General features: G+C 37.6%; 24 protein-coding genes. 15 read left to right on the top strand and 9 right to left on the bottom strand.

The window, feature by feature from the left end; translation table 11 throughout:
- Positions 1-33 precede the first annotated feature (33 nt).
- Both P3U61_RS05115 and ccpA read left to right on the top strand, forming a co-directional pair.
- Positions 34-1,125: a bifunctional 3-deoxy-7-phosphoheptulonate synthase/chorismate mutase gene (locus P3U61_RS05115; RefSeq protein ID WP_014613631.1), complete on the top strand. Its 1,092-nt coding sequence runs from the start codon at positions 34-36 to the stop codon at positions 1,123-1,125.
- Between the two features lie 407 nt (positions 1,126-1,532).
- A complete protein-coding gene (gene ccpA / locus P3U61_RS05120; RefSeq protein WP_014613632.1) occupies positions 1,533-2,522 on the top strand; it encodes a catabolite control protein A in 990 nt (329 codons plus the stop codon).
- Between the two features lie 118 nt (positions 2,523-2,640).
- Here the strand turns inward: ccpA and P3U61_RS05125 are convergent, their stop codons facing one another.
- Both P3U61_RS05125 and P3U61_RS05130 read right to left on the bottom strand, forming a co-directional pair.
- The gene (locus P3U61_RS05125; protein ID WP_014613633.1) at positions 2,641-3,798 is read right to left on the bottom strand and encodes an acetoin utilization protein AcuC; all 1,158 of its coding nucleotides are present in this window, start codon (positions 3,796-3,798) and stop codon (positions 2,641-2,643) included.
- A 13-nt stretch (positions 3,799-3,811) separates the two neighbouring features.
- Entirely contained in the window at positions 3,812-4,444 is a 633-nt protein-coding gene (locus P3U61_RS05130; protein ID WP_015729326.1) for a GNAT family N-acetyltransferase, read from the bottom strand.
- Positions 4,445-4,610: 166 nt separating this feature from the next.
- Between P3U61_RS05130 and acsA the strand changes: the two genes are divergently transcribed.
- Both acsA and P3U61_RS05140 read left to right on the top strand, forming a co-directional pair.
- Complete coding sequence (gene acsA, locus P3U61_RS05135; protein ID WP_014613635.1) at positions 4,611-6,320, top strand: acetate--CoA ligase; 1,710 nt, start codon at positions 4,611-4,613, stop codon at positions 6,318-6,320.
- Positions 6,321-6,635: 315 nt separating this feature from the next.
- Complete coding sequence (locus tag P3U61_RS05140; RefSeq protein ID WP_015729324.1) at positions 6,636-8,303, top strand: formate--tetrahydrofolate ligase; 1,668 nt, start codon at positions 6,636-6,638, stop codon at positions 8,301-8,303.
- A gap of 74 nt (positions 8,304-8,377) precedes the next feature.
- On the opposite strand, the gene P3U61_RS05145 is transcribed toward P3U61_RS05140, so the two are convergent.
- Positions 8,378-9,277: a biosynthetic peptidoglycan transglycosylase gene (locus P3U61_RS05145; protein WP_100006687.1), complete on the bottom strand. Its 900-nt coding sequence runs from the start codon at positions 9,275-9,277 to the stop codon at positions 8,378-8,380.
- A gap of 345 nt (positions 9,278-9,622) precedes the next feature.
- Here P3U61_RS05145 and tyrS point away from each other — a divergent pair, with 345 nt between their 5' ends.
- Positions 9,623-10,885 (top strand): tyrosine--tRNA ligase, encoded by a 1,263-nt coding sequence (gene tyrS, locus P3U61_RS05150; protein ID WP_014613638.1) that lies wholly within the window; start codon positions 9,623-9,625, stop codon positions 10,883-10,885.
- 53 nt (positions 10,886-10,938) lie between these two features.
- Here tyrS and P3U61_RS05155 read toward each other — a convergent pair whose 3' ends face one another.
- Positions 10,939-12,210, bottom strand: a complete 1,272-nt coding sequence (locus tag P3U61_RS05155) for a S1C family serine protease (protein WP_020219646.1) — start codon at positions 12,208-12,210, stop codon at positions 10,939-10,941.
- Between the two features lie 154 nt (positions 12,211-12,364).
- Here P3U61_RS05155 and P3U61_RS05160 point away from each other — a divergent pair, with 154 nt between their 5' ends.
- Positions 12,365-12,982, top strand: coding sequence for a lysophospholipid acyltransferase family protein (locus P3U61_RS05160; RefSeq protein ID WP_100006685.1), 618 nt, complete (start codon positions 12,365-12,367; stop codon positions 12,980-12,982).
- Positions 12,983-13,189: 207 nt separating this feature from the next.
- Positions 13,190-14,314, top strand: a complete 1,125-nt coding sequence (locus tag P3U61_RS05165) for an HAD family hydrolase (protein ID WP_100006684.1) — start codon at positions 13,190-13,192, stop codon at positions 14,312-14,314.
- A gap of 51 nt (positions 14,315-14,365) precedes the next feature.
- On the opposite strand, the gene serA is transcribed toward P3U61_RS05165, so the two are convergent.
- From serA to P3U61_RS05180, 3 genes are all read right to left on the bottom strand, one after another.
- Positions 14,366-15,961, bottom strand: a complete 1,596-nt coding sequence (gene serA, locus P3U61_RS05170; RefSeq protein WP_014613642.1) for a phosphoglycerate dehydrogenase — start codon at positions 15,959-15,961, stop codon at positions 14,366-14,368.
- Complete coding sequence (locus tag P3U61_RS05175; RefSeq protein ID WP_096533591.1) at positions 15,951-17,111, bottom strand: pyridoxal-phosphate-dependent aminotransferase family protein; 1,161 nt, start codon at positions 17,109-17,111, stop codon at positions 15,951-15,953. The genes serA and P3U61_RS05175 overlap by 11 nt, the downstream gene beginning before the upstream one ends.
- A gap of 160 nt (positions 17,112-17,271) precedes the next feature.
- Entirely contained in the window at positions 17,272-17,730 is a 459-nt protein-coding gene (locus P3U61_RS05180; RefSeq protein ID WP_015729320.1) for an SACOL1771 family peroxiredoxin, read from the bottom strand.
- A gap of 74 nt (positions 17,731-17,804) precedes the next feature.
- On the opposite strand from P3U61_RS05180, the gene P3U61_RS05185 reads away from it, so the two are divergent.
- Positions 17,805-18,551, top strand: a complete 747-nt coding sequence (locus P3U61_RS05185) for a glycerophosphodiester phosphodiesterase (protein WP_014613645.1) — start codon at positions 17,805-17,807, stop codon at positions 18,549-18,551.
- Between the two features lie 48 nt (positions 18,552-18,599).
- Here the strand turns inward: P3U61_RS05185 and P3U61_RS05190 are convergent, their stop codons facing one another.
- Positions 18,600-19,553 (bottom strand): ornithine cyclodeaminase family protein, encoded by a 954-nt coding sequence (locus P3U61_RS05190; protein WP_063284428.1) that lies wholly within the window; start codon positions 19,551-19,553, stop codon positions 18,600-18,602.
- Positions 19,554-20,060: 507 nt separating this feature from the next.
- Entirely contained in the window at positions 20,061-20,135 is a 75-nt protein-coding gene (locus P3U61_RS05195; protein ID WP_228064258.1) for a hypothetical protein, read from the bottom strand.
- 251 nt (positions 20,136-20,386) lie between these two features.
- Here P3U61_RS05195 and P3U61_RS05200 point away from each other — a divergent pair, with 251 nt between their 5' ends.
- From P3U61_RS05200 to P3U61_RS05230, 7 genes are all read left to right on the top strand, one after another.
- Positions 20,387-20,590, top strand: coding sequence for a hypothetical protein (locus tag P3U61_RS05200; RefSeq protein WP_063284427.1), 204 nt, complete (start codon positions 20,387-20,389; stop codon positions 20,588-20,590).
- A gap of 336 nt (positions 20,591-20,926) precedes the next feature.
- Positions 20,927-21,670 (top strand): MAP domain-containing protein, encoded by a 744-nt coding sequence (locus P3U61_RS05205; protein ID WP_015729316.1) that lies wholly within the window; start codon positions 20,927-20,929, stop codon positions 21,668-21,670.
- 345 nt (positions 21,671-22,015) lie between these two features.
- Entirely contained in the window at positions 22,016-22,603 is a 588-nt protein-coding gene (locus P3U61_RS05210; RefSeq protein WP_199274411.1) for a phage portal protein, read from the top strand.
- Positions 22,587-23,942 carry a polymorphic toxin type 50 domain-containing protein gene (locus P3U61_RS05215; RefSeq protein ID WP_063284425.1) on the top strand — a complete coding sequence of 452 codons (1,356 nt, stop codon included), beginning with the start codon at positions 22,587-22,589 and terminating at the stop codon, positions 23,940-23,942. The genes P3U61_RS05210 and P3U61_RS05215 overlap by 17 nt, the downstream gene beginning before the upstream one ends.
- On the top strand, positions 23,939-24,133 hold the full coding sequence (locus tag P3U61_RS05220; RefSeq protein ID WP_063284424.1) for a hypothetical protein: 195 nt from the start codon (positions 23,939-23,941) through the stop codon (positions 24,131-24,133). Before P3U61_RS05215 ends, P3U61_RS05220 begins: the two co-directional genes overlap by 4 nt.
- Positions 24,134-24,316: 183 nt before the next feature.
- Positions 24,317-24,901: a DUF4355 domain-containing protein gene (locus P3U61_RS05225; protein ID WP_063284423.1), complete on the top strand. Its 585-nt coding sequence runs from the start codon at positions 24,317-24,319 to the stop codon at positions 24,899-24,901.
- A gap of 17 nt (positions 24,902-24,918) precedes the next feature.
- Positions 24,919-25,167: a hypothetical protein gene (locus tag P3U61_RS05230; protein WP_226957565.1), complete on the top strand. Its 249-nt coding sequence runs from the start codon at positions 24,919-24,921 to the stop codon at positions 25,165-25,167.
- Positions 25,168-25,205: the final 38 nt, after the last annotated feature.

The raw sequence follows: 25,205 nt of genomic DNA on the forward strand, positions 1-25,205 counted from the left end.
AGCAAGTTAGAAAAATGGTTGGGGTGAAAAATGATGACAAGTAAATTAGAAACGTACAGAAAACAGATTGAAGACATTAATGATCAAATTTTGGACTTATTATCAAAACGAGGCGAGTTAGCACAAAAAATCGGTGAGGAAAAACGCAAACAAAGCACTGTAATTTATGATCCTCAACGTGAAAAAGAAATGCTCAACACGCTGATTGATAAAAACCAGGGCCCATTTAATGATAATGTAATTAAACAACTGTTTAAAGAAATTTTTAAAGCCTCAACAGATTTACAAAAATCAGATAATGAAAAACATTTGTATGTCTCACGTAAGTTAAAACCTGAGGATACGATTGTACATTTTGATAATGGTGGTATTATTGGTGAAGGCCAAAAATCGTTTGTCTTCGGTCCATGTTCGGTTGAATCTTATGACCAAATCGATGCAGTGGCTAAAGACTTGAAAGCGAAAGGCGAAAAATTTATCCGTGGCGGCGCATTCAAACCGCGTACATCACCGTATGACTTCCAGGGCCTCGGTGAAGAAGGATTAAAAATACTTAAACAAATGAAAGATAAATATGACCTTAATGTTGTCAGTGAAATTGTTCATCCAAACGATTTTGAGCTTGCTGATCAATACTTGGATGTTTTCCAAATTGGTGCGCGTAACATGCAAAACTTCGAATTATTAAAAGAAGCAGGTCGTACACGTAAACCAATTTTATTAAAACGAGGTTTATCTGCAACGATTGAAGAGTTTGTATACGCTGCAGAATACATTGCATCAGAAGGAAACCAAAATATTATTTTATGTGAACGTGGTATTCGAACATACGAAAAAGCAACACGTAACACATTAGATATTTCAGCAGTGCCAATCTTGAAACAAGGTACGCATTTACCAGTCATGGTTGATGTGACGCACAGCACAGGTCGCAAAGACATTATGTTACCAGCAGCGAAAGCAGCACTTGCAGTAGGGGCTGACGGCGTAATGGCAGAAGTACATCCAGAACCTGCAGTTGCTTTAAGTGATAGTGGTCAACAAATGGACTTAAACGAGTTCAATGAATTCTACAATGTGATCAAACCTTTAGCTGATATGTACAATGAGAAAAAATTGAAATAATAGGTTGATTGAAAAAAGGGCAAAATCCTACAATGTGCGTAGGAGCTTGTCCTTTTTATTTGTCTATTGATATGTATAAAAGAAATCGTGACATTTGATTAAGTGCTTTAAATTAAAGTTTTTCTATGTGTAAAATTGCAGTGATATGATTTCCAATCGTACGACCTTCTGTTTACAAACATCATACCATCAAATATGGATATCATTCGTATCCTCACAGTGCATGATTTATCATTATTTTTGTTATAAAAAATGAATTTGCTAAAAATAAAGCTTGATATAAATTTGACAAATCAATGACAAGAAAGCGTTTTAGATGTTTTGATCATTGAAATTATGATACACTTTGAAAATGACATGAAAACTTATTATAATACTAAATAAAGCGTTTTCTAGGAGGAACGATTATGACTGTAACCATTTATGATGTGGCGAGAGAAGCAAGAGTATCTATGGCGACGGTATCACGTGTAGTGAATGGTAATCAAAACGTGAAACCCGAAACAAGAGATAAAGTGAATGAAGTAATCAAACGTTTAAACTATCGTCCAAATGCTGTAGCAAGAGGGTTAGCAAGTAAAAAAACAACGACAGTAGGTGTGATTATACCGGATATTTCTAACATCTACTACTCACAATTAGCACGAGGATTAGAAGATATTGCGACGATGTATAAATATCATACAATTATTTCTAATTCAGATGATGACCCTGAGAAAGAAAAAGAAATCTTTAACAATTTATTAAGTAAACAAGTGGATGGTATCATTTTCCTTGGTGGTACTCTGACAGATGAGATTAAAGAACAAATTAGCCGTGCATCTATTCCAGTTGTCGTATCAGGAACAAATGGTAAAGACGACGGTATTGCATCGGTTAACATTGATTTCGTGCAAGCAAGTAAAGAAGTGACAGCGCAATTAGTTAAAACCGGTTCTAAAAAGTTTGCTTTCGTTGGTGGTGGCTATTCTAAAAAGGCTCAAGAGGATGTCTATGAAGGCCTTAAAGAAGTGTTAGAACAACATCAGCTCGCGGTTGATGAACATTTACTATACGTTGGTAATGAAACGTATACAGATGGGTTACGTGCATATGAAAAGTTAAGTCATTATCAACCAGATGCGGTATTATCTATTAGTGACGAACAAGCCATTGGTATTGTTCACGGTGCGTTAGATCATGGGTTGGAAGTACCGAAAGACATTCAAGTGGTGAGCTTCAACAACACACGTTTAGTTGAAATGGTGAGACCACAATTATCAAGTGTTATCCAACCTTTATATGATATCGGAGCGGTAGGTATGCGTCTCTTAACAAAATATATGAACAATGAAGATATCGAGAATCCAAATGTAATTTTGCCACATAAAATTCAATACCGTGGCACAACACGTTAATCATGAATTAAACGACAAATATGAAAAAAGGCTAAGATAACATGATTGTCTCAGCCTTTTTTCATGGTTATAAATAGTGCCCCCATGTCAGTGATGTTGTTTCAATGACTTATTCCCTTTAAAACCAACTTAATATATTTTCAGCAACTTGGTTATTTTGTTTTGCAATTTCTGGACGTCGAGGTATGTCTTGATAATCATCATACTGTTCTTCCCAATATTCAGGGATAGGAACTGGGCTATAATGACGCCATTTGTTCAACCAGTCTTCAGGTAAGCGACCATGTAGTCGAGGTTGGTGGATTAAGCTAAGGTAAATATGGCTCCATGCTCTTGGGACAACACGCCAAATGTTGTAACCTCCGCCACCTAACATGATTTGCTTGCCACCACAATATTTTTCAGCAACTTCTGTAATGATGTAAGGAATTTGATAAAGTGTATTTAGATCACAACTCATATGGGTTAATGGGTCTAAGTAATGAATATCTGAACCATTCACACTGACAATAAAATCAGGTTGAAATGATTCAGCGACTTGATTCAATGTCTTTTTAAAAACTTCTAAAAATGAGTCATGTTCTGTATACGGTTCGAGTGGAACATTGATTGAATAACCAAAGCCTTGGTCTGTGCCTCTCTCTGTGTAATGACCAGAACCTGGAAATAAAAATTTACCTGTTTCATGAATGGAATAGTTCATTACTTGGTTGGATGCATAGAACGTCCATTGCACGCCGTCACCGTGATGGGCATCTGTATCGATATAAAGTACGCGCTGTTGATATTTTTCATTTAAATATTTAATATAAATCGCTGCATCATTGTAGACACAAAAGCCACTCGCGCGTCCTTCATGTGCATGGTGTAAACCGCCAGCTAAATGACAGCCATTGCGAAACTTGCCTTCCATAATGGCATCAACTAAATTTAAGCCACCGCCGATAATGGTCGCAGTACTCCGATGAATGCGAGAAAAGACATGTGTATCTTCATCATCTAAGCCGTATTTTTGTTGTTCATCAGGAGTGAGTAGATTTTTTTCACCACGCATCACTGCTTGAATGTAATCATATTTGTGAACCATCGCAATTTCATCAATAGTGGCTTGTCTTGGTGTAATAATTTGTGATTCAGATAAATATCCTGTCGATAGCAAGAGTTCTGTCGTTAGTTTAACCCGCATTTGATTAAATGGATGTTTATTATGGAAGCGATAACGCAGTAAGGCATCAGAATAAACATACCCCGTTTCTTGTTGTGAATGATTTGGCATATCACATCCCCCCTTAGAAAAAGAAACGATTCATAAACCTAATATCATCAAAAGCTTCCATTTGGTCGACTGTGATGTTCTTGCCAATACGTGCCATTAAACAGTTAGCAGGGTGACTTGTAATTTCAGGGTCGTCAGTCGCAAATACTTCTAAGCCACCATTCGACATCATCCGCTGCATTAATTTTTTGTATTCAAAAACGTCTAATTTTGAGTTTTTCAAATCCCAATGCCAATAATACTCTGTCGTAATGATAATATAATCTTCTAATTCAGGACTCCGTGTGCTTACTTTTAACAACATGCGTCCCAAACCTAATCCACGATACGCTAAACTGATTTCAATCGCACCGAGTTCTAACAAATAGGGAAGTTGACCTTCAGACCACCTCTCCATAGGGTCCGGATATAAATACGTCACGTAACCGATGATGTGATTTTCTTTTCGAATGATATAAATGCGCCCCTCATCTAACGTACTGATATCCTGTATCGCCTCAAATTGCTCGATAGGAATTCGAAATGCGTCAAGACCCTCGTCAAAAGAATAAGTTTGTAATTGTGTTTTAGAAACTGGGCCTTCAATGATAAAAGTTTGACCATCAACTGTATAGCTTTCATGTTCATAGGTTTTAATATGTTTCATGGGCACATCTCCTTTCTTACATATTGCACTATCGTTATTATATGACAACGCTTACTTAATTTCACCTTAAATTCTGAATAAGTACAATTTTTTGAAAACAATACGCGTATAGGGTATAATGATATTAGTTTTGAAAGCGATTACATAATGCAAGGGGGTTCTTGTGATGAAAGTCGAAGTTTACAAAGGGGAGCAAGGCAACTTCAATTTAACTAATTATCAAGCAACATATGATCAGTTTGATTGGAAAGAGGTAGAGAAAGTATTTTCTTGGAACGAAACTGGAAAAATCAACATGGCATATGAATGTATCGATCGTCATGTCAATGAAGGAAAAGCAGATAAAATTGCTTTAAATTATAAAGATAATCGACGAAAAGAAAGCTATACATTTAAAGATTTACAAGAAAAATCGAACCAAGCTGCCAATGTGTTGAAAAATAAGGCGAATGTACAAAAAGGGGATCGTGTCTTCATTTTTATGCCTCGTACACCAGAACTTTATTTTGCATTTTTTGGCATCTTAAAATTGGGCGGTATTGTAGGTCCTTTATTTGAAGCATTTATGGAAAAGGCAGTGAAAGACCGTTTGGAAAATAGTGATGCGAAAGTCATTATTACGACAAATAGTTTATTATCGCGTATTCCCCAAGAGCAACTGCCAAATTTAGAAACGATTGTTATTGTCGATGATGAAGTTGATGTGAAATATGTAGACTTTAATAAAGCATTGGCAACCGCATCGACAGCGTTTAATATAGAATGGTTAGACCGTGAAGATGGCTTGATTTTACATTATACATCTGGTTCAACAGGTCAGCCAAAAGGGGTATTGCATGTTCAAGAAGCAATGTTGTTGCATTACATTTCGGGTAAATACGTACTCGATTTTCAAGAAGATGACGTGTATTGGTGTACTGCTGACCCAGGTTGGGTGACAGGCACATCTTATGGCATTTTCTCACCATGGCTGCACGGTGTAACGAACTGTATCGCTGGAGGTCGTTTTTCACCAGAGAATTGGTACGCAATGATTGAAGACTTTAAAGTCACGATTTGGTATACTGCACCGACAGCGTTACGTATGCTCATGAGTGCAGGTGATGACTTAGTCGAAAAGTATGATTTATCGTCTGTACGTAGCATTTTATCTGTTGGGGAGCCCCTCAATCCAGAAGTCATCAAATGGGCGAAAAAGGTCTATGGTAAACGTGTACTAGATACGTGGTGGATGACTGAAACTGGGGGACATATGATTGTGAATTACTTGGCAGAAGATATTAAGCTCGGTTCAATGGGTAAACCGCTGCCTGGTATTGAAGCGGCAATTATCGATAATGAAGGTAACGTTTTACCACCGAATCGCATGGGTAACTTAGCGGTTAAAAAAGGTTGGCCTTCTATGATGCGTCAAGTTTGGAAAAATCCTGAAAAGTATCAATCATACTTTATTGGTGATTGGTATGTATCTGGTGACTCTGCTTACCAAGATGAAGATGGTTATTTCTGGTTCCAAGGTCGAGTCGATGATGTGATTATGACTGCTGGTGAACGTGTCGGTCCATTTGAAGTAGAATCTAAATTAGTGGAACATGAAGCAGTGGCAGAAGCGGGTGTCATTGGTAAACCTGATCCAGTGCGTGGTGAAATCATTAAAGCATTCGTCGCATTACGTCAAGGGTATGAACCTTCTGATGACTTAAAAGAAGATATTCGTAAATTTGTTAAAGAAGGGTTAGCTGCTCATGCTGCACCGAGAGAAATTGAATTTAAAGATAAATTACCGAAAACACGTTCAGGTAAAATTATGCGCCGTGTGTTAAAGGCATGGGAGCTCGATTTACCGACTGGTGATTTAAGTACAATGGAAGATTAAGACAAAACAACTATGAAAGGGCTTGGACTATTTTGATGTCTAGGCCTTTTTAAATTTTAAAAGAGCAATCACCAATCACGTAAGAAGGTGTCATCGGTATACAACGTAGCTTTATATGTTACACATGTCGTTGTTTAATAATGACGCAAATCGATCGTTTGAAAGAAGCGTTAAATTAAAAAGAAGTCTCCCTGTTTTTGTTCGACAATCACCCCATTGTTCGTTATGATAAAAATTGAAAGAACTTGATATACTTTATTTGTATGCGTTTACATAACGCCATTATTTCTCAAATTGATTAAGGGGTTGAATAATGTGAGTCATTTATCAGATTTAGAAATTGCAAATCAATCAACATTAAGACCAATTAAGGAGATTGCTGAAAAAGCAGGTATTTCCGAAGAAGCGCTCGAACAATATGGACACTACAAAGCAAAAATTGATATTTCCAAAATTCAAACTCAAAATGGAAAAGGGAAAGTCGTTCTTGTGACAGCGATGAGCCCAACACCTGCTGGAGAAGGGAAATCAACAGTGACAGTCGGCTTAGCTGATGCATTCCAACACATCAATCAAAACGTGATGGTCGCTTTACGTGAGCCAGCACTTGGACCAACGTTTGGTATTAAAGGTGGCGCTACGGGCGGTGGATACGCACAAGTGCTCCCAATGGAAGATATTAACTTGCACTTTAATGGTGATTTCCATGCAATTACAACAGCGAATAATGCACTCTCAGCTTTTATAGATAACCATATTCATCAAGGTAACGAACTCGGTATTGATCAGCGTCGTATTGAGTGGAAACGTGTGTTAGATATGAACGACCGTGCTTTGCGTCAAGTGATCGTCGGTATTGGTGGTCCTACACAAGGGGTCCCTCGAGAAGATGGTTTCAATATTACTGTAGCTTCAGAAATTATGGCGATTCTTTGTTTAAGTACAGGTATCAAAGATCTTAAAGAAAGTATTTCGAAAATTACGATTGGTTATACACGTGACCGTCAACCTGTCACTGTTAAAGATTTAGGTGTAGAAGGCGCGTTAGCTATGATTTTAAAAGATGCGATTAAACCGAACCTTGTACAAACCATCGAAGGGACACCTGCATTGATTCACGGTGGACCTTTTGCGAACATTGCGCACGGCTGTAACTCAATTATCGCAACAGAAACAGCACGTGATTTGGCAGATATCGTCGTGACAGAGGCTGGTTTTGGTTCTGATTTAGGGGCTGAAAAATTCTTGAATATTAAATCACGTAAAGCCAATTTTGAACCAGATGCAGTCGTGATTGTTGCAACGATTCGTGCGCTTAAAATGCATGGGGGCGTCGCTAAAGATCAGCTAAAAGAAGAAAATGTCGTTGCACTTAAAGCAGGGATTAAAAACTTAGAACGTCACGTTGAAAATATTCGCAAATTCGGTGTTGAACCTGTTGTTGCACTCAATGCATTTATTCATGATACGGATGCTGAATTTGAATTCGTACAACAATGGGCAAAAGAGAATGGTGTACGTTTATCGTTAACAGAAGTATGGGAAAAAGGTGGTAAGGGGGGGACGGATTTAGCAGAAAAAGTGCTTGAAGTCATCCGCGAACCGAAACAATTCAAACGCCTATATGAACTCGAAATGCCGCTTGAAGAAAAAATCGAAAAAATTGTTAAAGAGATTTACGGTGGTTCTAAAGTTACGTTTACATCAAAAGCACAAAAACAATTGGCGCAGTTTAAAGCGAACGGTTGGGATCATTATCCAGTATGTATGGCAAAAACGCAATATTCATTCTCGGATGATCAAACACAACTCGGTGCACCATCTGATTTTGAAATTACGATTCGTGAACTCGAAGCTAAAACAGGTGCGGGCTTTATCGTTGCGTTAACAGGTGCCATTATGACAATGCCAGGATTACCGAAAAAACCAGCAGCACTAAAAATGGACGTAACAGAAGACGGCCATGCGATAGGATTATTCTAATTCTTAACGTGAATGAAGTGAATGTCAAACGAAAGGTCTAGGTTATATTTCAACCTAGACCTTTTCTTTAATGGTTATTCATCATACAAATGTGTATAAATATCGTAATGGACTGCTTTGTCATATGCATCTTTAGAAATCATCTGTTCTACTAACATCCGCTTCAAAACGTAATGTTGACGATGGATTGAAGAAATGACGTCATCTTCATGTTTAAGTGAACCGTCATGATTGAATGGTGTATAGGCGTAGGGACTTTGCAATAATCCTATCAAATAAGCCGATTCAGCTAAGTTCAATGTTTTAGGAGGTTTGCCGAATAAACCGTATGACGCTGAAGTGATTCCTGTCACATTTTGGCCGTTCGTGTCGAGTCCAAAAGGCACAAGATTCAAATACGTATAAATGATTTCATCTTTCGTTAAAATGTGTTCAATTCTCATCGCATACATAATCTCTTTTGCTTTACGATCATATGTCCGTTCTTTTGTGAGGACTTGGTTTTTAATCAGTTGTTGTGTAATCGTACTGCCACCTGTTGGGAATTGGGTATCAAAAATATCTTGGAACATCGCTCTTAATATCGCTTTTGGTAATACACCATGATGCACATAAAAATCAGCGTCTTCTGAAGCAACTAATGCTTTTGTCACATAGGGCGAGACTTCTGCAGGTCCTGCGATTAAGCTCGGTTCTTGTTCGTTATAGAGTGCAATGTAATCTGTGTTGTCAGGTTGGTCGTTATCAAGTTCTGGGAGGCGTGTGACTTGTTGGACTAGGTCATGATCATTCAGTGATTTTGAATCTGACACAATACTTGCAAAATAGCCGAGTAATAAGCCGCACACAAAAATTAAACCGATGAGCATGAAAAGAACGAACGAGATGATGAATTGTTTCGTTTTTCGCATGTAAAAGTCATAGCGAGCGAATGAAGTATGCGTTGTTAAATCACGTTGTTCTTTTGTCTTCATCAGTCACAAGCCTCCTTTTATTTTTATCAACAGTATATCATATTTAAAAATGTGAGTAGAAATAGATTGACATTTGATGATTGACTTTAAAATTATAAATCTATATAATGAATAGCAATCACATTAAGCATTGAAATCGAGGACAAGTAATAAATTTGTAGATTTTAAGAGAGTCAGTGGTCGCTGTGAACTGATAATCGCATATTTATGAATACACCTCAGCTACAGATTTCAACGTTAGCAATGAACGTATCATTGTAAGAGTTCCAAGTATGGTGGTACCGTGCAAATTGCGCCCTTACGTCGATGTAAGTGGTGTTTTTTTATTTTTAAGGAGGTTATTTTATGGCAAATGCATTGTTAGAAGAATTAAGTTGGAGAGGTCTCGTTTATCAACAAACAGATGAAGAGGGCATAGAAACACTTTTAAATAAAGAAGAAGTGAAAATTTATTGTGGCGCAGATCCAACTGCTGATAGTTTGCATATCGGGCATTTATTACCTTATTTAACATTGCGTCGTTTTCAAGAAGCTGGTCATCGTCCGATTGTGTTAGTGGGTGGCGGTACAGGTATGATTGGTGATCCGTCTGGTAAATCTGAAGAGCGTGTACTCCAAACAGAAGCGCAAGTTGATAAAAACGTTCGCGGCATTCAACAGCAAATGGAGCAACTGTTTGATTTCAATGTTGAAAATGGTCCGATTTTAGTTAACAACTATGATTGGTTGAGCCAAATTTCATTAATCGAATTTTTACGTGATTACGGTAAACATGTCGGTGTAAATTACATGCTCGGTAAAGATTCAATTCAATCACGTCTTGAAAATGGTATTTCATACACTGAATTTACGTATACCATTTTGCAAGCGATCGACTTTGGTCATTTGAATCGCGTACATGACTGTAAACTTCAAATTGGTGGATCAGATCAATGGGGTAACATTACGAGTGGTATCGAATTAATGCGTCGTATGTACGGTGTGACGGATGTTTATGGGTTTACGATTCCATTAGTGACAAAAGCTGACGGTAAAAAGTTCGGGAAATCTGAATCTGGTACGATTTGGTTAGACCCTGAAAAAACAAGCCCATACGAATTTTATCAATTTTGGATTAATACTAGTGACGATGATGTGATCAAGTTCTTAAAATACTTTACATTTTTATCTAAAACAGACATTGAAGCTTTAGAAAAATCTGTTGTAGAAGAACCCCATTTAAGAAAAGCACAAACGACACTTGCTGAAGAGGTGACACGTTTCATTCACGGTAACGACGCGCTAGCCGAAGCACAACGTATTTCACAAGCCTTATTCAAAGGTGACTTGAAATCATTATCAGCGGAAGAGATTAAAGCAGGTTTCAAAGACGTCCCTCAAGTGACATTATCCAATGAGACGACAAATATAGTGGACGCGTTAGTGGAAACAAAAATTTCTTCTTCAAAACGTCAAGCGCGTGAAGATATTACGAACGGTGCGATTTATATTAATGGTGAACGTCAACAAGACTTAGCGTATACATTATCAAGCGATGACCGTTATGATGATACATTTACGATTATTCGTCGTGGGAAGAAAAAATATTTTATGGTGAATTATCAATAATAGATAAGATAAAGGCTGGGAAGCTTTCAATTGCGTCCCAGCCTTTATACCTTTTATGAAGATGAATTTGATTCTGTTAATGTAACATCAACATCTTTTGTTTTACCATTGCGGTTGACTTTGAGTGTAATATGATCACCAGGTTTTTTATCTTTGTAGAGATAAGATCTTAAATCTGTATCATTTTCGACTTTATGGCCGTCTATGGAAACGATGATGTCGCCTTTTTCAATATCAATGCCACGTCTTTGTACTTGAGCAACATACACACCAGAATCTACGCCACTATTTGTTTTATATTGTTCTGGAATATCCGCAACATTAATCATGCCGATACCGATAGAAGGACGTTTGACTTCACCGTGTTTCACGAGTTCACCAATAATCAATTTCACTTCATTACTTGGAATCGCAAACCCAATACCTTCAACTTGTGGTGCTGCAATTTTCATTGAGTTAATACCGACAAGGTTACCATCAATATCAACTAATGCACCGCCTGAGTTACCAGGGTTAATCGCTGCATCTGTTTGAAGCACTGTCACTTTGTTTGCACCTGCAGACGTATCCGCTTCAATTGTTCGTTCACTTGCAGAAATAATACCTGAAGTCACGGTATTCGCAAATTCGAGTCCAAGTGGATTACCCATCGCGAAAACAGAATCGCCTGTTTTAACTTTTGATGAATCGCCAAATGTGATGGCTTTAATATCGTCTCTGTCTTTAATTTTAAGTACTGCAATATCTGTCAATGGGTCTGTACCGACAAGTTTCGCATCGACTTGTTTAGAATTGTGTAAATGAACTTTAATTGAAGAAGCACCTTCAATAACATGGTTGTTTGTAACTATAAAGGCATCGCCATTATTTTTTTCATAAACGACACCCGAACCGATACCTGTGGGTTCAGCTTTAGCAGATTTGCCTTGTAATAAATCACCTAAATTTTGGGCGCGTTGTTCGTTGATGACACCTACAATGGCGGGTGCTTGGTCATTGATCATCTCGTGCACTGATTTGTATTTATGACTTTTGCCATCAAGCGAATTACCACCTTTTTGATCACTTGCTACTTTGACATCCGAGCCATTTTGATTGCCCCAAGGAAAGATGTTTGAAAAGCCGCCCGTAGCCCCGACTACAATGAGCGCACCTAAAATACCAGCAAGTAGTGAAACGAGAATCACTTTAAGCCATGGGAAATGAGGTTGCCTTGGAGGGGGTGACGTACGATAAGATGAAGCACGTTGACCATCATCTATCTGTTTGTTTTGATGCATTTCTTGTTGTTCTTTAGGTTGTTGTTCATTATCGTTTTCTCGCATAAAATTCCTCCTTTAATCATATTATGATAAATTTTTCAACGATTTACCAGTAGGATACTATCCAACTTTAGACCGATTTTAGAGAATGCTTGTTGAAAAGGTATGGAGATGATAGAATTTAAAGGATTAATCTAAAGTAAAAGCAGGTGTGAACATGTTATATCATATTATCGGCAAGATCTTTGAGCTTATCGTAGTGAAAGTTTTGAAAAATTTAGAAGTGATAGGGCGAGAACATCAACCTAAGACGAATCGTTATGTCGTGACGTGTAATCATGAAAGTTATAACGAAATCATATTGTTAGGTGTATCATTATTGCCAAATCAAATTCACTACATGGCAAAGCAAGAGTTATTTAAAAACAAATATTTTGGCGGATTATTAACACGATTAAATGCCTTTCCAGTAAATCGTGAAAATCCTGGGCCAAGTACTTTGAAAACACCGGTAAAATTATTAAGAGACAATAAAATTGTAGGTATTTTTCCACAAGGGCATCGTACGACAGGAGAAACACCTTTAAAACGTGGTGCTGCGACGATTGCGATTTTAGCGAAACAACCGATTTTACCAGCTGCCTATGTTGGTCCAACGAAATTGCTCGGTTTATTTACTGGCAAAGCTTACATTAAGTTTGGCGAACCGATTGATACGACAGATCTTCCAAAAGATTTAAATCGCCAAGAGAAAGTGGATTATGTGACGCAGCAAATCAGTGCGCGTACGAAACAGTTGCAAGACGAATTAAATGTTTATGTAAGAAATAAATAAGATGATAAAGCGATATGAGTTATGATGACTTGTATCGCTATTTTTATTTTTCAATGTCATATCAAATTGGATAGTGTGGGTGTTTCTCATGAATGATTGTACCATAACAAGATGGAAATTCTTGGTGTATAAAATCATGTTTACGCATCTTGAGTCATTCATGTTATAATGTTTTTATCTGAATTTTCTGCAATGGAGGGTCTAAGTATGACGAAAGCGATACTTTTTGACGTGGATGGCGTGTTTTTAGATGAATCACGTTGTTTTGACGTTTCAGCTTTAACGGTGTACGAATTGTTATATAGTACGGATTATTTGGGATTAAAGTCACATATAGATTTGTCACAGTTGACGGACGTAGAAATCACTGACATTCGTGCAACATTATTTAAAAACGATGTGATTTTAAACCGGTTAAAATCTATGGGGATAAATTCGAACTGGGATATGTTATTTGTAGTGTTTTCGGTGCATTTTATTGAATGTTTAAAACAGATATCACATGAGGCACGCATAGATTTTTTAAATTCTGTACAATTCGATGAGACGACTTTGCGGAAAGTTGGTCAACAACTTACAAATAGCATTATCAATTATGAACGACCGCTTCAATTTATTGAAAATGGTTCAGAAGGACGTTCACAAATTTATCAATCACTACAAAGTTACGCGATGACAGAACTTAATGTTGAGGAAGCAACACTTTTTGATATTAATAGTCCGTTATGGCAGTTAGCACAAGAAATTTATCAAGAGTGGTATCTAGGGACAGCACTTTATGAAGAAGTTGAACAAAAAGTAGCGAAAACCGATTATAAGCGCGGATACATTTATCATGAAATCGCATTGGCACCGATAGAGGATATCAAACAGTTGTTAACAAATTTAAAAGCGGCAGGTTACCAATTGGCTATCGCGACAGGGCGACCACGAACAGAAACGCTTGTGCCTTTTGAAACATTGGATTTATTGTCCTATTTTGATGACGCGTTTATTGTTTCAGCGAGTGAAGTGTTAGAGGTGGAAACACGATATCCGGAGTTAAAACCACTCGGAAAGCCGAACCCATTTAGTTATATTGCAGCATTCAATGGTAATCAAAAACAAGACTATTACGATTATGCTACGAACCAAACGAATCGAATGGATCCTGAGAAAGTCACGATTGTCGGCGATTCACTTGCGGATTTGTTCAGTGCGCAAACAGTTAATGCACAATTTATCGGGACATTGACGGGCTTGAAAGGGAAGTCCGCTGAAGCAGAATTAAGGGCACACGGAGCGGAAATCATCGTCGATAATGTGTTAGACATTCAAAAAGTCTTATTATAATGATAACGAAGAGGCTGGGAACACAATTTTCCCAGCCTCTACTCATGAAATTTATGATTCATCTAGTGTGACTTGTAAAACGCTTTGGAAGCCGTCGATTTTTAATAATGCTTCACGAACAGTTTCGTTAATCGGATGGTCGATAGATAAGATCATCATCGCATCGCCACCAATTTGAGAACGACCTAAATGCATAGAAGCAATGTTGACACCGTGCTCACCTAAAATTTGTCCTGTTTTACCGACAATGCCAGGGCGGTCAAAATGATGGATAACGAGCTGATAATGTTCCGGTTTAAAGTCAACAGGATAGTCATTAATCCGTACTATGCGAGGACCAAAACCATTTAATACCGTTGCACCAATCTTCACCACATCTCCTTTATTGATGAGTTCTAGCTCGATATAATTACTGAATCCTTTTTTCTTTTTCGTTTTTTCAATCGTATACGTCACATTTTGTTCATTTAATAACACGAGCGCATTAATTAAGTTCACGTGATCGCCCATATCTTGTTCGAGTACACCTTTAACGAGTGTCCGCGTGATGAGACTTGTATCATCTAACGCGATGTCGCCCGCATATGTAATCTTAAGCGTACGAGGGGCTTTTGGAAGGAGTTGAATGCCGACTTTACCTGTCGTTTTAGCCAAATCGACAAAAGGTTTAAGCTCTTCATCTTCATTGAATACACCACTTGGCGCATTGACTGCGTTGGCGACATTTTCATGTTTAATAATGTCGATAATTTCCTGTGCAACAGACACCGCTACTTTTTCTTGTGCCTCAAGTGTAGACGCGCCTAAATGAGGTGTGACAATGATTTTTGGGTGTTTCGTTACCGGTGAATCAATTGCAGGTTCGTTTTCAAAGACATCCAATGCAGCACCGGCAATTTTGTTTTGATCTAACGCATCAATTAATGCATTTTCTTCAATGATACCGCCACGTGCTACGTTAATAATCTGCAAGTTCGGCTTGGCTTGATTGAAAAAGTTGGCATTAACGATCCCTTTTGTTTTTTCTGTAAGCGGTGTATGCACGGTCACAAAGTCTGCTTGTTGTGCGATTTCATCTACTGTTGCTCTCGTAAATTCTAACTCTTTCGCTTTTTCCTCACTTAAATAAGGATCATAGGCTAGAACGCGCATCCCAAAGCTTTGTAAACGTTTTGCGACACCTGTACCGATACGACCGGTACCAATGACACCGAGCGTTTTTTGATACAATTCAGTCCCACGAAATGTTTTACGATCCCATTCACCATGACTAAGTGAAGCGTGGGCTTGTGGAATATTCCGTGCCATACTTAAAATCATAGCGACAGAATGTTCTGTAGCAGAAATCGTATTGCCATCAGGTGCATTAATGACGATAATACCTTCTTTTGTCGCAGTTTCCGTATCGATATTGTCGACACCGACACCCGCGCGAGCAACAACTTTTAATTTTTGGCCTGCTTTCAAAATGTCCGCAGTCACTGTCGTTTGGCTTCGAACAATTAGAGCATCATAGTCTTGAATAGTATCGATTAATTCTGCTTCAGATAAACCTGTTTGGTGGATGACTTCAAAATCGGCATCGTCATTTAAACTTTTTAACCCTTCTACTGAAATAGGGTCCGCGACTAAAACTTTATAACTCATGATGAATAACCTCCAAAAATACTTTTGTTGCAGTACCAATATACGAATGCTGGCGATACTGAGTTAAAATAACTTCGAGTGCTGAGATAAAAGATAATAAATCAAATGGCGAAATAAAGCCCATATGACCGACACGTAAAATGTGGCCTTTTAATTTACCTTGTCCCCCTGCAATCGTAATGTTGAATTGTGACTTTAATTCATTTTTAATCTGTTTTAATTCTGCTTCATCTTTCGGTATAAAGGCTGTGACAGTAGGGGATGCGTCATCATCAGCAACAAGTAAATCCAATTCCAATTGTCGCAATGCCGCGCGCACAGCATCTCTAATCAAATAGTGGCGTTGAATCACGTGTTCAAATCCTTCTTCTTCAACCATCTGTCCATATTCAACGACCCCTCTAAAAGTCGACACGTTAGGGGTAAATGGTGTCGAATGCGCCTCTAATGAAGCGTGATGTTTCGCTAAGTCTAAATAAAAACGTGGGGTCGTTACTGATTTGAAACGTGCCAATGCGCGATCATTATATGCTACAAAAGCGACACCGGGAGGCAACATTAACGCCTTTTGACTGCCAGAAACGAGCACATCGATTTGATCACGTTCAAGGTCAACATCTACTGCACCGATACAACTCACACCATCCACGACGAAATAAATGTGCTCATTGTGAGCTTTCAATGCATGTCCGAGTTCAGCTACAGGGTGAAGGACAGCTGTCGACGTTTCACAATACTGAGTGAATACTGCAGTAATGGGGACATCAAGATGTTGAATCGTTGTGATCACTTCGTTGACATCGAGCGCTTGACCCCATTCAACTTGAAGGACGTGGACGTGTTCGTAATACGTTTCTGCAATTTGTTTGAAACGATTACCGAATGCGCCTGACACAATGACGAGAATGTGATCATCAGGATTGACGATATTCAACATACTTGCTTCTAATGCACTCGTACCACTCGACGTTAAGATCATGACATCATGTTGACTGCCGAAAATCGGTTTTAATGAACGAAATGCAGTCTCAGCAATGTGTTCAAAGTCAGGTGAACGATGCCCCACCATGGGTAAATTCATTGCGGCTTGGATACGTTGGGGGATAGGGGTAGGACCAGGTGTTAAAAGTAATGAATGATGAGTATACATAGAAAACCTCCTCCAGTAATATTTTTACATTTTACCAAATTTTCTGACATATTAATAGATAGAAGATGTGAAAATTCTGTAAATCATCACGGCATTTGAAGAAAAAATTTTTAAAGAGACCATACCGAGCTTGCGAAAGATGACTCAGTATGGTTTAAAATTAATGTTCAGCGGCTACAATGACAGTAGGATGCGCTTCAATTTCGACATTACCTCTGATGCTATTGGAAATCATACAATTTTTATCCGCAATCGCAAGCAGCTTCAATAAACGCTTTTCTAGTTGTGCTTGTCGGGTGTCATCTTGTACATAAATTTTAGGTTCATGCACAATACGGTTCATTTTAAAGCGTTGCCCATCAAATTGTACTTCGCCGTAACTATTCATCTCAATTTTAGTAGCGGTGAGGTGTGCACGTTCTAACGTAGCTGCTAAAGAAATCGTCATACAACTTGCGGCAGCACCCACGAGAAGTTCGTCAGGATTTGTACCTGTTCCAATGCCACCGAGTGAAGCGGGAATTGAGACGCGATGTTGAATAACGTCACCTTGCATTTGGCCGACTTCATTGCGACCACCTTGCCATGTGACTTGTACTGGAAATTGATGTTCAATCAAAACACTTCACTCCTTTATCATTTATGTTAAGTTAAGTGTAGTAGAAAGAAGATAGAATTGAAAGGAAGACTCTTATGACCAAATTGTTTAAACCAACGAAAGACTTTCAAGTGATTGCGCATCGTGGTCTTTCAAACATTTATCCTGAAAATACGCGTTCAGCCTATCAAGCCGCGTTAGGGAAGCATATTGACATGTTAGAAATAGATTTACATATGACCAAAGATCAAGTCCTCGTAGCAATTCATGATGATACCATTGACCGCACTTCTACTCATTCAGGTGCGATTAAAGATTTAACGTTGGATGAATTGCGGACGTATGACTTTGGAAGTTGGAAAGAGGGCTGTCAACCTGAAGCAATCATGACATTTGATGAGGTGCTGACGTTAACGAAAAACTATTCTAAAACATTGCTCATCGAAATTAAAAAACCCAAGCAATATCCAGGTATTGAAGAAGCGGTTATTGCGACGATTAAACAACATCACTTTCCGTTTAATCGGGTTATTTTACAGTCATTCGACCAACAAAGTGTCCAAAAATTACATCAATTGGCTCCGTACATTCGATTAGGTGTGTTACTCAGTTTACGTCAATATCGTTTTAAACAACCGCCATTAGAGGAGATTGCGACATATGCTGAATATGCGAATCCTAACTTCAAATTGATTAATAAAAAATTGATGAAGCGGGCACATCAGCATGGATTAAAAGTAATGCCTTATACCGTGAATCGGGTGGAAAATGCGAAACGACTCATTACATTAGGGGTAGATGGACTGATTTCCGATGCCCCGCATATATTATTTAAGTTGTAATAGAACAAGGGCGTCACATCCAATTAAAAGATGCGTGCCCTTGAATCATTACTGTTGAATTAAACGTTCATATGCACCTAAAGCGACAGCAAGATCGAAATGTGCTGCACCGACGCATTTGAACACTGTGATACTCTCGTCATTTGTGCGTTGAAGTGTGCCATTCAGTGACAATGCTTTTAAATCACCGTCGACATCTTCAAATTTAAAAATACCTTTTTCATTCGCTTCAATGATTTCACCAGCTTCTTCTTTGACGCCTTCAATATCATCAAAAAAGACTTTATCTGCTCTCGGTAAGATACGATTATCAATTTCTTTCATATCAGGACGATACGAACCAATGCCATTAATGTGCGTTCCTAGTTGAATCGTATCCGCATCAAAAACGGGTTCAGCAGATTGGGTTTGGCAGTTAATAATGTCTGCTTGTTCGACAAGTTGCTTAACATCATCAACCACTTCAACAGTTAAATTTGGAAATGCCTCTAGCACTCGTGATTTAAAATTTTCTGCTTTAGAAATGGTACGGTTATAGAGAATAACGCGATCAATGTCTCGCACTTCAATATTTGCAAGTAGTTGCTCGAATGCCATACCACCTGTGCCAATCATACCTAATATTGTCGCGTTTTCACGGCTTAAATATTTCGTCGCAATACCACTGAGCGCGCCTGTACGTAAACGCGTTAAATAACTCCCATCCAAGCTTGCGACATGTTCACCCGTTTCAAGGTCAGTCACAATGATAGTACCTTGTGTTGTTGGTCGACCATTTTGCGGGTTTTCTGGCGTAATCGACGTGATTTTCACAATACCCAGTTGGCGTCCGGTATGAACACAAGGCATGTAAAGCATCGATTTTGCGCCATCACCTGTTGGAATCACAGTTCGTTGAGCGAGATGAATGCCATCCATATCTGTAAATAATTGTTCAATGTCTTGAATCGCATCAGACATTTTGTAAGTATTTTTCACTATTGCTTCATTAAAAACTTTCATCAGTTCTGCACGCCTCCTTTGTTAAGTTCATTATCAGTATAGTGGAAATACGACATGATGTAAAAAGAGCAAGTTTCGCTTGAAGGTTATCATTTGTGGGTTGAGATATGAGATATTTGTGTTTAAACAATTTGAGGTTTGAACATTAATGTCTCACATTTACAAGTCGCACTACAAAAGAGCGTCAATGAGACAACCTTTATTCATAAAGATAATATGATGTAATTATAAAAGAATATGATAAAACATCGTTAAATATATAGCAATATGATGGAGCTCCAAATAAAAAGTGTTTCTTTTATATGGTGACATTAATAGAAAAGATGATGTAAAGTCATTTGGACAATTAAAATTAGGCTATGTGAGATGATAATCAACCCTAAACAGAAGTCAAAACAGCGCTGCTAATATTGTAATTGAAATAAATTAGTTAAGAGCGCATGCTGTTGCGAATGCAGCACCACAAATCACTTCACACCCTGCGCCTGCTATTGGGCTTACAATTGCTCACATTCCGCAATAATGAGCACATGCATAAAACCTTCCCATACTACATGTATATGCTTTACCATTCCATCTCACCCCTACTGCTTGAGGTTCATTTTGTTTTTCTTTTCTAATTGAATAATGTCATTGTTTTTGATATTAATCTTTCAAGATCTTCTTTTTCAATCATTTTTGTTATTTCAACATTCTCATTTTTGAGCTTTTCTTTTTGAGTCTCTAGAAGTATTGGTTATCATTTTGCGTATAGGGTGTTTGAATTTAAGGCGATAAATAATAGTAGTAATCCAATAATGATATTATTTATATTTTTATAAAGGTGATATTTTATGAAGGATGCAAAAGAGAATGTAAACAAGTATGTTAGAAGTTTAACTGTATTAGGTTTAATTATTAGTATTATTTTGATTGTTTTATTTTTCTTCATTTGGAAAGTTGAAGGTAATTTTGTTGTAATTTTTATATATTGCTTATTACCTGTTATTGTGAATACATCTGTTTATGGAGCGTACTTAGTTGTTAGAAGTAAGTAGTTTTTTAATAATTAAAACTTTTTTCTTTAACAACTTTACTGACCACACCCTCAACGGTGTTGTATTCAATCCATTTATTATGGATACTAAGATAAGAAGTATTGATGTTGTACAATCATTGTTTAGCTTTACAGATGATATGCTTACTATTGAAATCAACTTACAAAGCACCTTGTATAGTGTTTATTTCATAGTTGTTTTAACTTAAAATAAATGATTATTAATTGTTTTTAAGCTTTATTTTCAAAAGAGTTAATAGCATTTTAATTGTATGTTTTAATAATTAGTGTATAGTTGGTATTGTAAGAAATGATTTAAAAAAAGGAGTTATTCATTATGAAAGCAAAAAAATTATTAGCTACAGGTTTAGCATTAGGAATTTTAACATCTACAGCATCTTTATACACTGATCATGAAGCACAGGCAGCGAGCAAACAACATCATCAAGTTAAGACAAGTAGTATTCCGTATTCAACAACAATTGACGGCGCAACACCTTTTGTCCAATCATATCTTAAATTATCAAATGAAAACGTTAGCAACTTTAAGCAATTAAATCAAAAAGTTAAATCAACTTTAAAGCAAGATTACAAAATTTCAGCTACTCAAATAGAAAAATCTAAAACAGCACAATATACTGTTACATGGAAAAACGGCAAAAAGCAGACAATAAGTTTGAAAAATGATGCAGCACTATCAGCGCAAAAGCTTAATGTCAAAGATATTCAGCAAATTGATATCGTAGTTAAAAACCAAACTGCAAAACAAGATGTAAAAAGTGTTCCGTATACTGTCACAATAGATGGTCAAACAGCATATGTTCAATCATTTTTAAATATCTCTAATAAGAACGTAACTAACTTTTATCAATTAAATCAAAAAGTTAAATCAGCGTTAAATAATGAATATCAATTGTCTAACAAAGATATTAATCGCGCTAAAACAGCAAAATATACAGTGACTTGGAATAATGGTAAGAAACAAACAATTAATTTAAAATCACATGCACAATTACCTGGTAATCAAATTAGTGGTAAAGACATTAAGAATATTGATATTGAAGTGGTAAGTGCGAAATAATTATAATTCAATTATAGTCCCATAATGCTATGAAAAAGCTAAAGGAATTTGACATTTAAATTGTCATTTTTCTTTAGCTTTTTGTTTATCCTGCTCCATTTCATAGTATATAGCTATAAATAAGAGCAAGTGTAGTTCACACCATGCAATGACATAAAACTTGCAAGAGTAGATTTAAATGAGGTGCGAAATATGAAAGAACAATGGTTAAAGTTAAGCTTACAATTTTTTAATGATGCAGGAACTGAGGAAAATACGGAAACAGATAACACTGGAGAAAATAATAATTAGACTGAAAAAATAAAGACAGGGCATTTGGACTTAGATGTTGAAGAAGTGAAAAAGATGCGTAAGTCCCGTATCATCCTCGCTAAGACAAAAGCGGATGCATCAGGGCGTATGGGTAATGCGAATGTGGATTTTATTTACAAGCAATATGATGTTGCGGGTGTTGAAGCGTATAAGAAGCGTATTCAAAAAGACATCCACAAGTTTACGAATACGCCTGATTTATCAGATGAGAACTTTGGCGGTGTGCAGTCAGGTGAGGCGATGAAATATAAGTTATTCGGGCTTGAACAGTTACGCTCAACAATTGAAAGGCAGTTGACGAAAGGTTTTAAACGTCGATTTGCGATTATTCAGAGTGTGAGAAATCAACTGAACGACCCGATTGATTTGACGCATATGCGTATCGAATATAAGCCGAACATCCCGCAATCGCTATCAGAATACGCGGACATCTTTATTAAACTTGGTGGCCGTGTCAGTCAAGAGACGTTGTTATCGTGGTTACCGAATATTGAGAACCCGAAAGAAGAACTTGAAAAAGTGAAAGCGGAGGAACAAGAGGCCTCAGAAAATCACGACTACCACGACGCCATGCCATTGCAGCAAGAGAAAGCGGATATGAACGATGTCGAACTTGAGTGATTACTGGTTAGAGCGTGCTCAACAAGCGATTCAATCTGAGACTTTGGAAGATGCTGCGAAAGTGGCTGAAATTGAGCGTATCGTTGCGATGATGATTGCGGACATCTACAAAAACTTGTTGGCCTATTATGGGAAATTGGCGACAGCTGAGGGGATTGATTGGCGAGAAGCAAAGCAAATCGCGGATAAGTTTGATGTTGAAGCGTTCCAAATGCAAGCTAAGGCCTATGTAGAGAATAAAGATTTTAGTGATGAGGCGAATAAAGAGCTTAAACGCTACAATACAGCGATGTATGTAAACCGTGATCAGTTATTAAAGCATGAGCTCGGTTTGATTGTCACAAAAGGCTATGCAGAACAAGAGAACGTGATTAACAAACATCTCCATGATAGTGTGACACGTACATTGAGACATCAAGCGGGCATATTAGGTGCTGATGTGCATGTAAAGCAGACAGATGTTGAAGCAATTGTGTATTCTAACTTTGGCAAGCTGAATTGGTCTGAGCGACTTTGGAACAATCAAGATGAACTCAGAAAAGATGTTGAGCGGATGGCAAGCCATGTGATGTTGCGGGGACGTCATCCATATGAGTTTGTGCCAGAGATACGCAAGAAGCAACAACAGACAGTGGCTAATACGAAACGATTATTGATTACCGAAGCTGCACGCGTTCAAACAGAAGCGCAGAAATTGCACTATTTAGAGACGATAGGAAAAGATGCTGAATATGAGTTTGTGGCCAAACGTGATGAAAAGACGTCTAAAATCTGTCGTCATTATGATAAAAAAGTGTTTAAAGTGAAAGACATGGTGCCTGGTGTCAATGCCCCGCCGATGCATCCCCATTGTCGAAGTACGACAGTGCCACATGTAGGTAACTGGCGTGACAAGTTCTTCAAAGACAGACAAGGGAAATATCGATTAAGGGGTGACGAGGAAACGAAGCAACTTTTAGCTAAAAAGGAAATGACGGATGCCATTGATAGTGGTAAAATAAAAGTTGAATTGAACGTTGAAAAGCAGAATCGACACCAATTAGGTCATCAATTGTATGAAGATTATAAGAAAAAAAATATACAAAAAGGGCTTCCAATACCGAGTTATACAATATTGGACAATAGTGAATTGAATTCACTTGTACTACAAAAAGCTAGTAAAGGTCATTTGACAACTGATACTAATGGGAATTGGGATAACAAAGAAATTATTAACTTCGATAAAATTATCGGTAAAGCATACATTGATGGTAAATTTATCGCAACGAGATGGGGAAAGGTGCACTACTCAAAAACCGGAACCCATATTGTACCAAGATTGAAGGAGGATAAACAATGAAACTATGGACATATGTGGGGAAAAATGTATTGATAGAATTGAAGAATGGTCAACAATTTGTTGGTAAAGCTGATGATTATGACGATGAAATAGCTAATAATAGGGGAGAAGAATCTATATATTTAGATGACGGAATACAAATATACGACATATATAAAAGTCAAATTAAATCGATTGAAGTTTTAGATTAAGCACCGGATGAAGTGGTAAATCATTCATCTCGGTGCTCTTTTTATACCCAATTTTAAGCTACTGTATTGCAGTGGCTTTTTTTATTGCCCAAACCGTGCTTATGGCGTTAAAAGATGCAAGTGTAGTCCAAACCATGCAATGACATAAAACTTGCAAGAGTAGATTTAAATGAGGTGCGAAATATGAAAGAACAATGGTTAAAGTTAAGCTTACAATTTTTTAATGATGCAGGTACTGAGGAAAATACGGAAACGGATAATACTGTAGAAAATAGTGATTCGACTGAGGAAACGAATGATACGGAACAGTTAACTGAAGCGCAACTTAAGTTAGTGAATGAGCGTGTGAATGAAGAAATGGCACGTCGTACGAAAGAGATGCGTCAACAGATTCAAGATGAATTGAATGAAAAGCAAAAAGAAGCTGATAAATTACGTAAGATGAATGCCGAACAAAAGCATCAATACGAGCTTGAAAAGGCTGAAAAAGAACGTGATGACTATAAACAACAACTGGAGTCATACAAGATGCGTCAAGAGGCAATGACGATGTTCAGTGAGGCAGGCATGCAAGCCCCTGAATCTTTATTAAATATGGTCGTTCAGGATACAGCAGAAGCAACAAAAGAAGCTGTAGATAGCTTTGTTTCGATGGTCAATCAGGAAGTGCAGCGTCAATTAGAAAGTAAAGCGACACAAAACCACGTTGCAGGGAATCATGTTGAAGCGCCTAAAACAGATGAAGCTTGGAAAACATTTTTAAATTAAGAAAGGTTGATTTGATGATGAAATTTAATTTGAAATTCAATTTACAATTTTTTGCTGATGACACGGCTAGTGGTGGCGGTACGTCCTCACCTACAGAAGCTGCAAAAACGAAAGTGGCACTGGGTGAAACGAAATTAAAGGACAAACACACTGGTATTGTTAAAACTGTGACAGATGCGAAGTCGTATGTGACGCCTGCATTGATTACTGATGATGCAATTTATATGGAAGGTCGTTTTGTTAGCCATCTTATGATACATTTTTAAACGCAAAAAACACCAAGCATACGTATATACTTGGTGTC

It is taken from the genome of Staphylococcus pseudintermedius (genome assembly GCF_034042775.1).
GTDB lineage: Bacteria > Bacillota > Bacilli > Staphylococcales > Staphylococcaceae > Staphylococcus > Staphylococcus pseudintermedius.

Bases quoted from the DNA above. Each gene is read 5' to 3' on its own strand.
- P3U61_RS05115 (WP_014613631.1), top strand. From the start codon at position 34: ATGACAAGTAAATTAGAAACGTACAGAAAACAGATTGAAGACATTAAT.
- ccpA (WP_014613632.1), top strand. From the start codon at position 1,533: ATGACTGTAACCATTTATGATGTGGCGAGAGAAGCAAGAGTATCTATG.
- P3U61_RS05125 (WP_014613633.1), bottom strand. From the start codon at position 3,798: ATGCCAAATCATTCACAACAAGAAACGGGGTATGTTTATTCTGATGCC.
- P3U61_RS05130 (WP_015729326.1), bottom strand. From the start codon at position 4,444: ATGAAACATATTAAAACCTATGAACATGAAAGCTATACAGTTGATGGT.
- acsA (WP_014613635.1), top strand. From the start codon at position 4,611: ATGAAAGTCGAAGTTTACAAAGGGGAGCAAGGCAACTTCAATTTAACT.
- P3U61_RS05145 (WP_100006687.1), bottom strand. From the start codon at position 9,277: ATGAAGACAAAAGAACAACGTGATTTAACAACGCATACTTCATTCGCT.
- tyrS (WP_014613638.1), top strand. From the start codon at position 9,623: ATGGCAAATGCATTGTTAGAAGAATTAAGTTGGAGAGGTCTCGTTTAT.
- P3U61_RS05155 (WP_020219646.1), bottom strand. From the start codon at position 12,210: ATGCGAGAAAACGATAATGAACAACAACCTAAAGAACAACAAGAAATG.
- P3U61_RS05160 (WP_100006685.1), top strand. From the start codon at position 12,365: ATGTTATATCATATTATCGGCAAGATCTTTGAGCTTATCGTAGTGAAA.
- P3U61_RS05165 (WP_100006684.1), top strand. From the start codon at position 13,190: ATGACGAAAGCGATACTTTTTGACGTGGATGGCGTGTTTTTAGATGAA.
- serA (WP_014613642.1), bottom strand. From the start codon at position 15,961: ATGAGTTATAAAGTTTTAGTCGCGGACCCTATTTCAGTAGAAGGGTTA.
- P3U61_RS05175 (WP_096533591.1), bottom strand. From the start codon at position 17,111: ATGTATACTCATCATTCATTACTTTTAACACCTGGTCCTACCCCTATC.
- P3U61_RS05185 (WP_014613645.1), top strand. From the start codon at position 17,805: ATGACCAAATTGTTTAAACCAACGAAAGACTTTCAAGTGATTGCGCAT.
- P3U61_RS05190 (WP_063284428.1), bottom strand. From the start codon at position 19,553: ATGAAAGTTTTTAATGAAGCAATAGTGAAAAATACTTACAAAATGTCT.
- P3U61_RS05200 (WP_063284427.1), top strand. From the start codon at position 20,387: ATGAAGGATGCAAAAGAGAATGTAAACAAGTATGTTAGAAGTTTAACT.
- P3U61_RS05205 (WP_015729316.1), top strand. From the start codon at position 20,927: ATGAAAGCAAAAAAATTATTAGCTACAGGTTTAGCATTAGGAATTTTA.
- P3U61_RS05210 (WP_199274411.1), top strand. From the start codon at position 22,016: ATGCGTAAGTCCCGTATCATCCTCGCTAAGACAAAAGCGGATGCATCA.
- P3U61_RS05215 (WP_063284425.1), top strand. From the start codon at position 22,587: ATGTCGAACTTGAGTGATTACTGGTTAGAGCGTGCTCAACAAGCGATT.
- P3U61_RS05220 (WP_063284424.1), top strand. From the start codon at position 23,939: ATGAAACTATGGACATATGTGGGGAAAAATGTATTGATAGAATTGAAG.
- P3U61_RS05225 (WP_063284423.1), top strand. From the start codon at position 24,317: ATGAAAGAACAATGGTTAAAGTTAAGCTTACAATTTTTTAATGATGCA.
- P3U61_RS05230 (WP_226957565.1), top strand. From the start codon at position 24,919: ATGAAATTTAATTTGAAATTCAATTTACAATTTTTTGCTGATGACACG.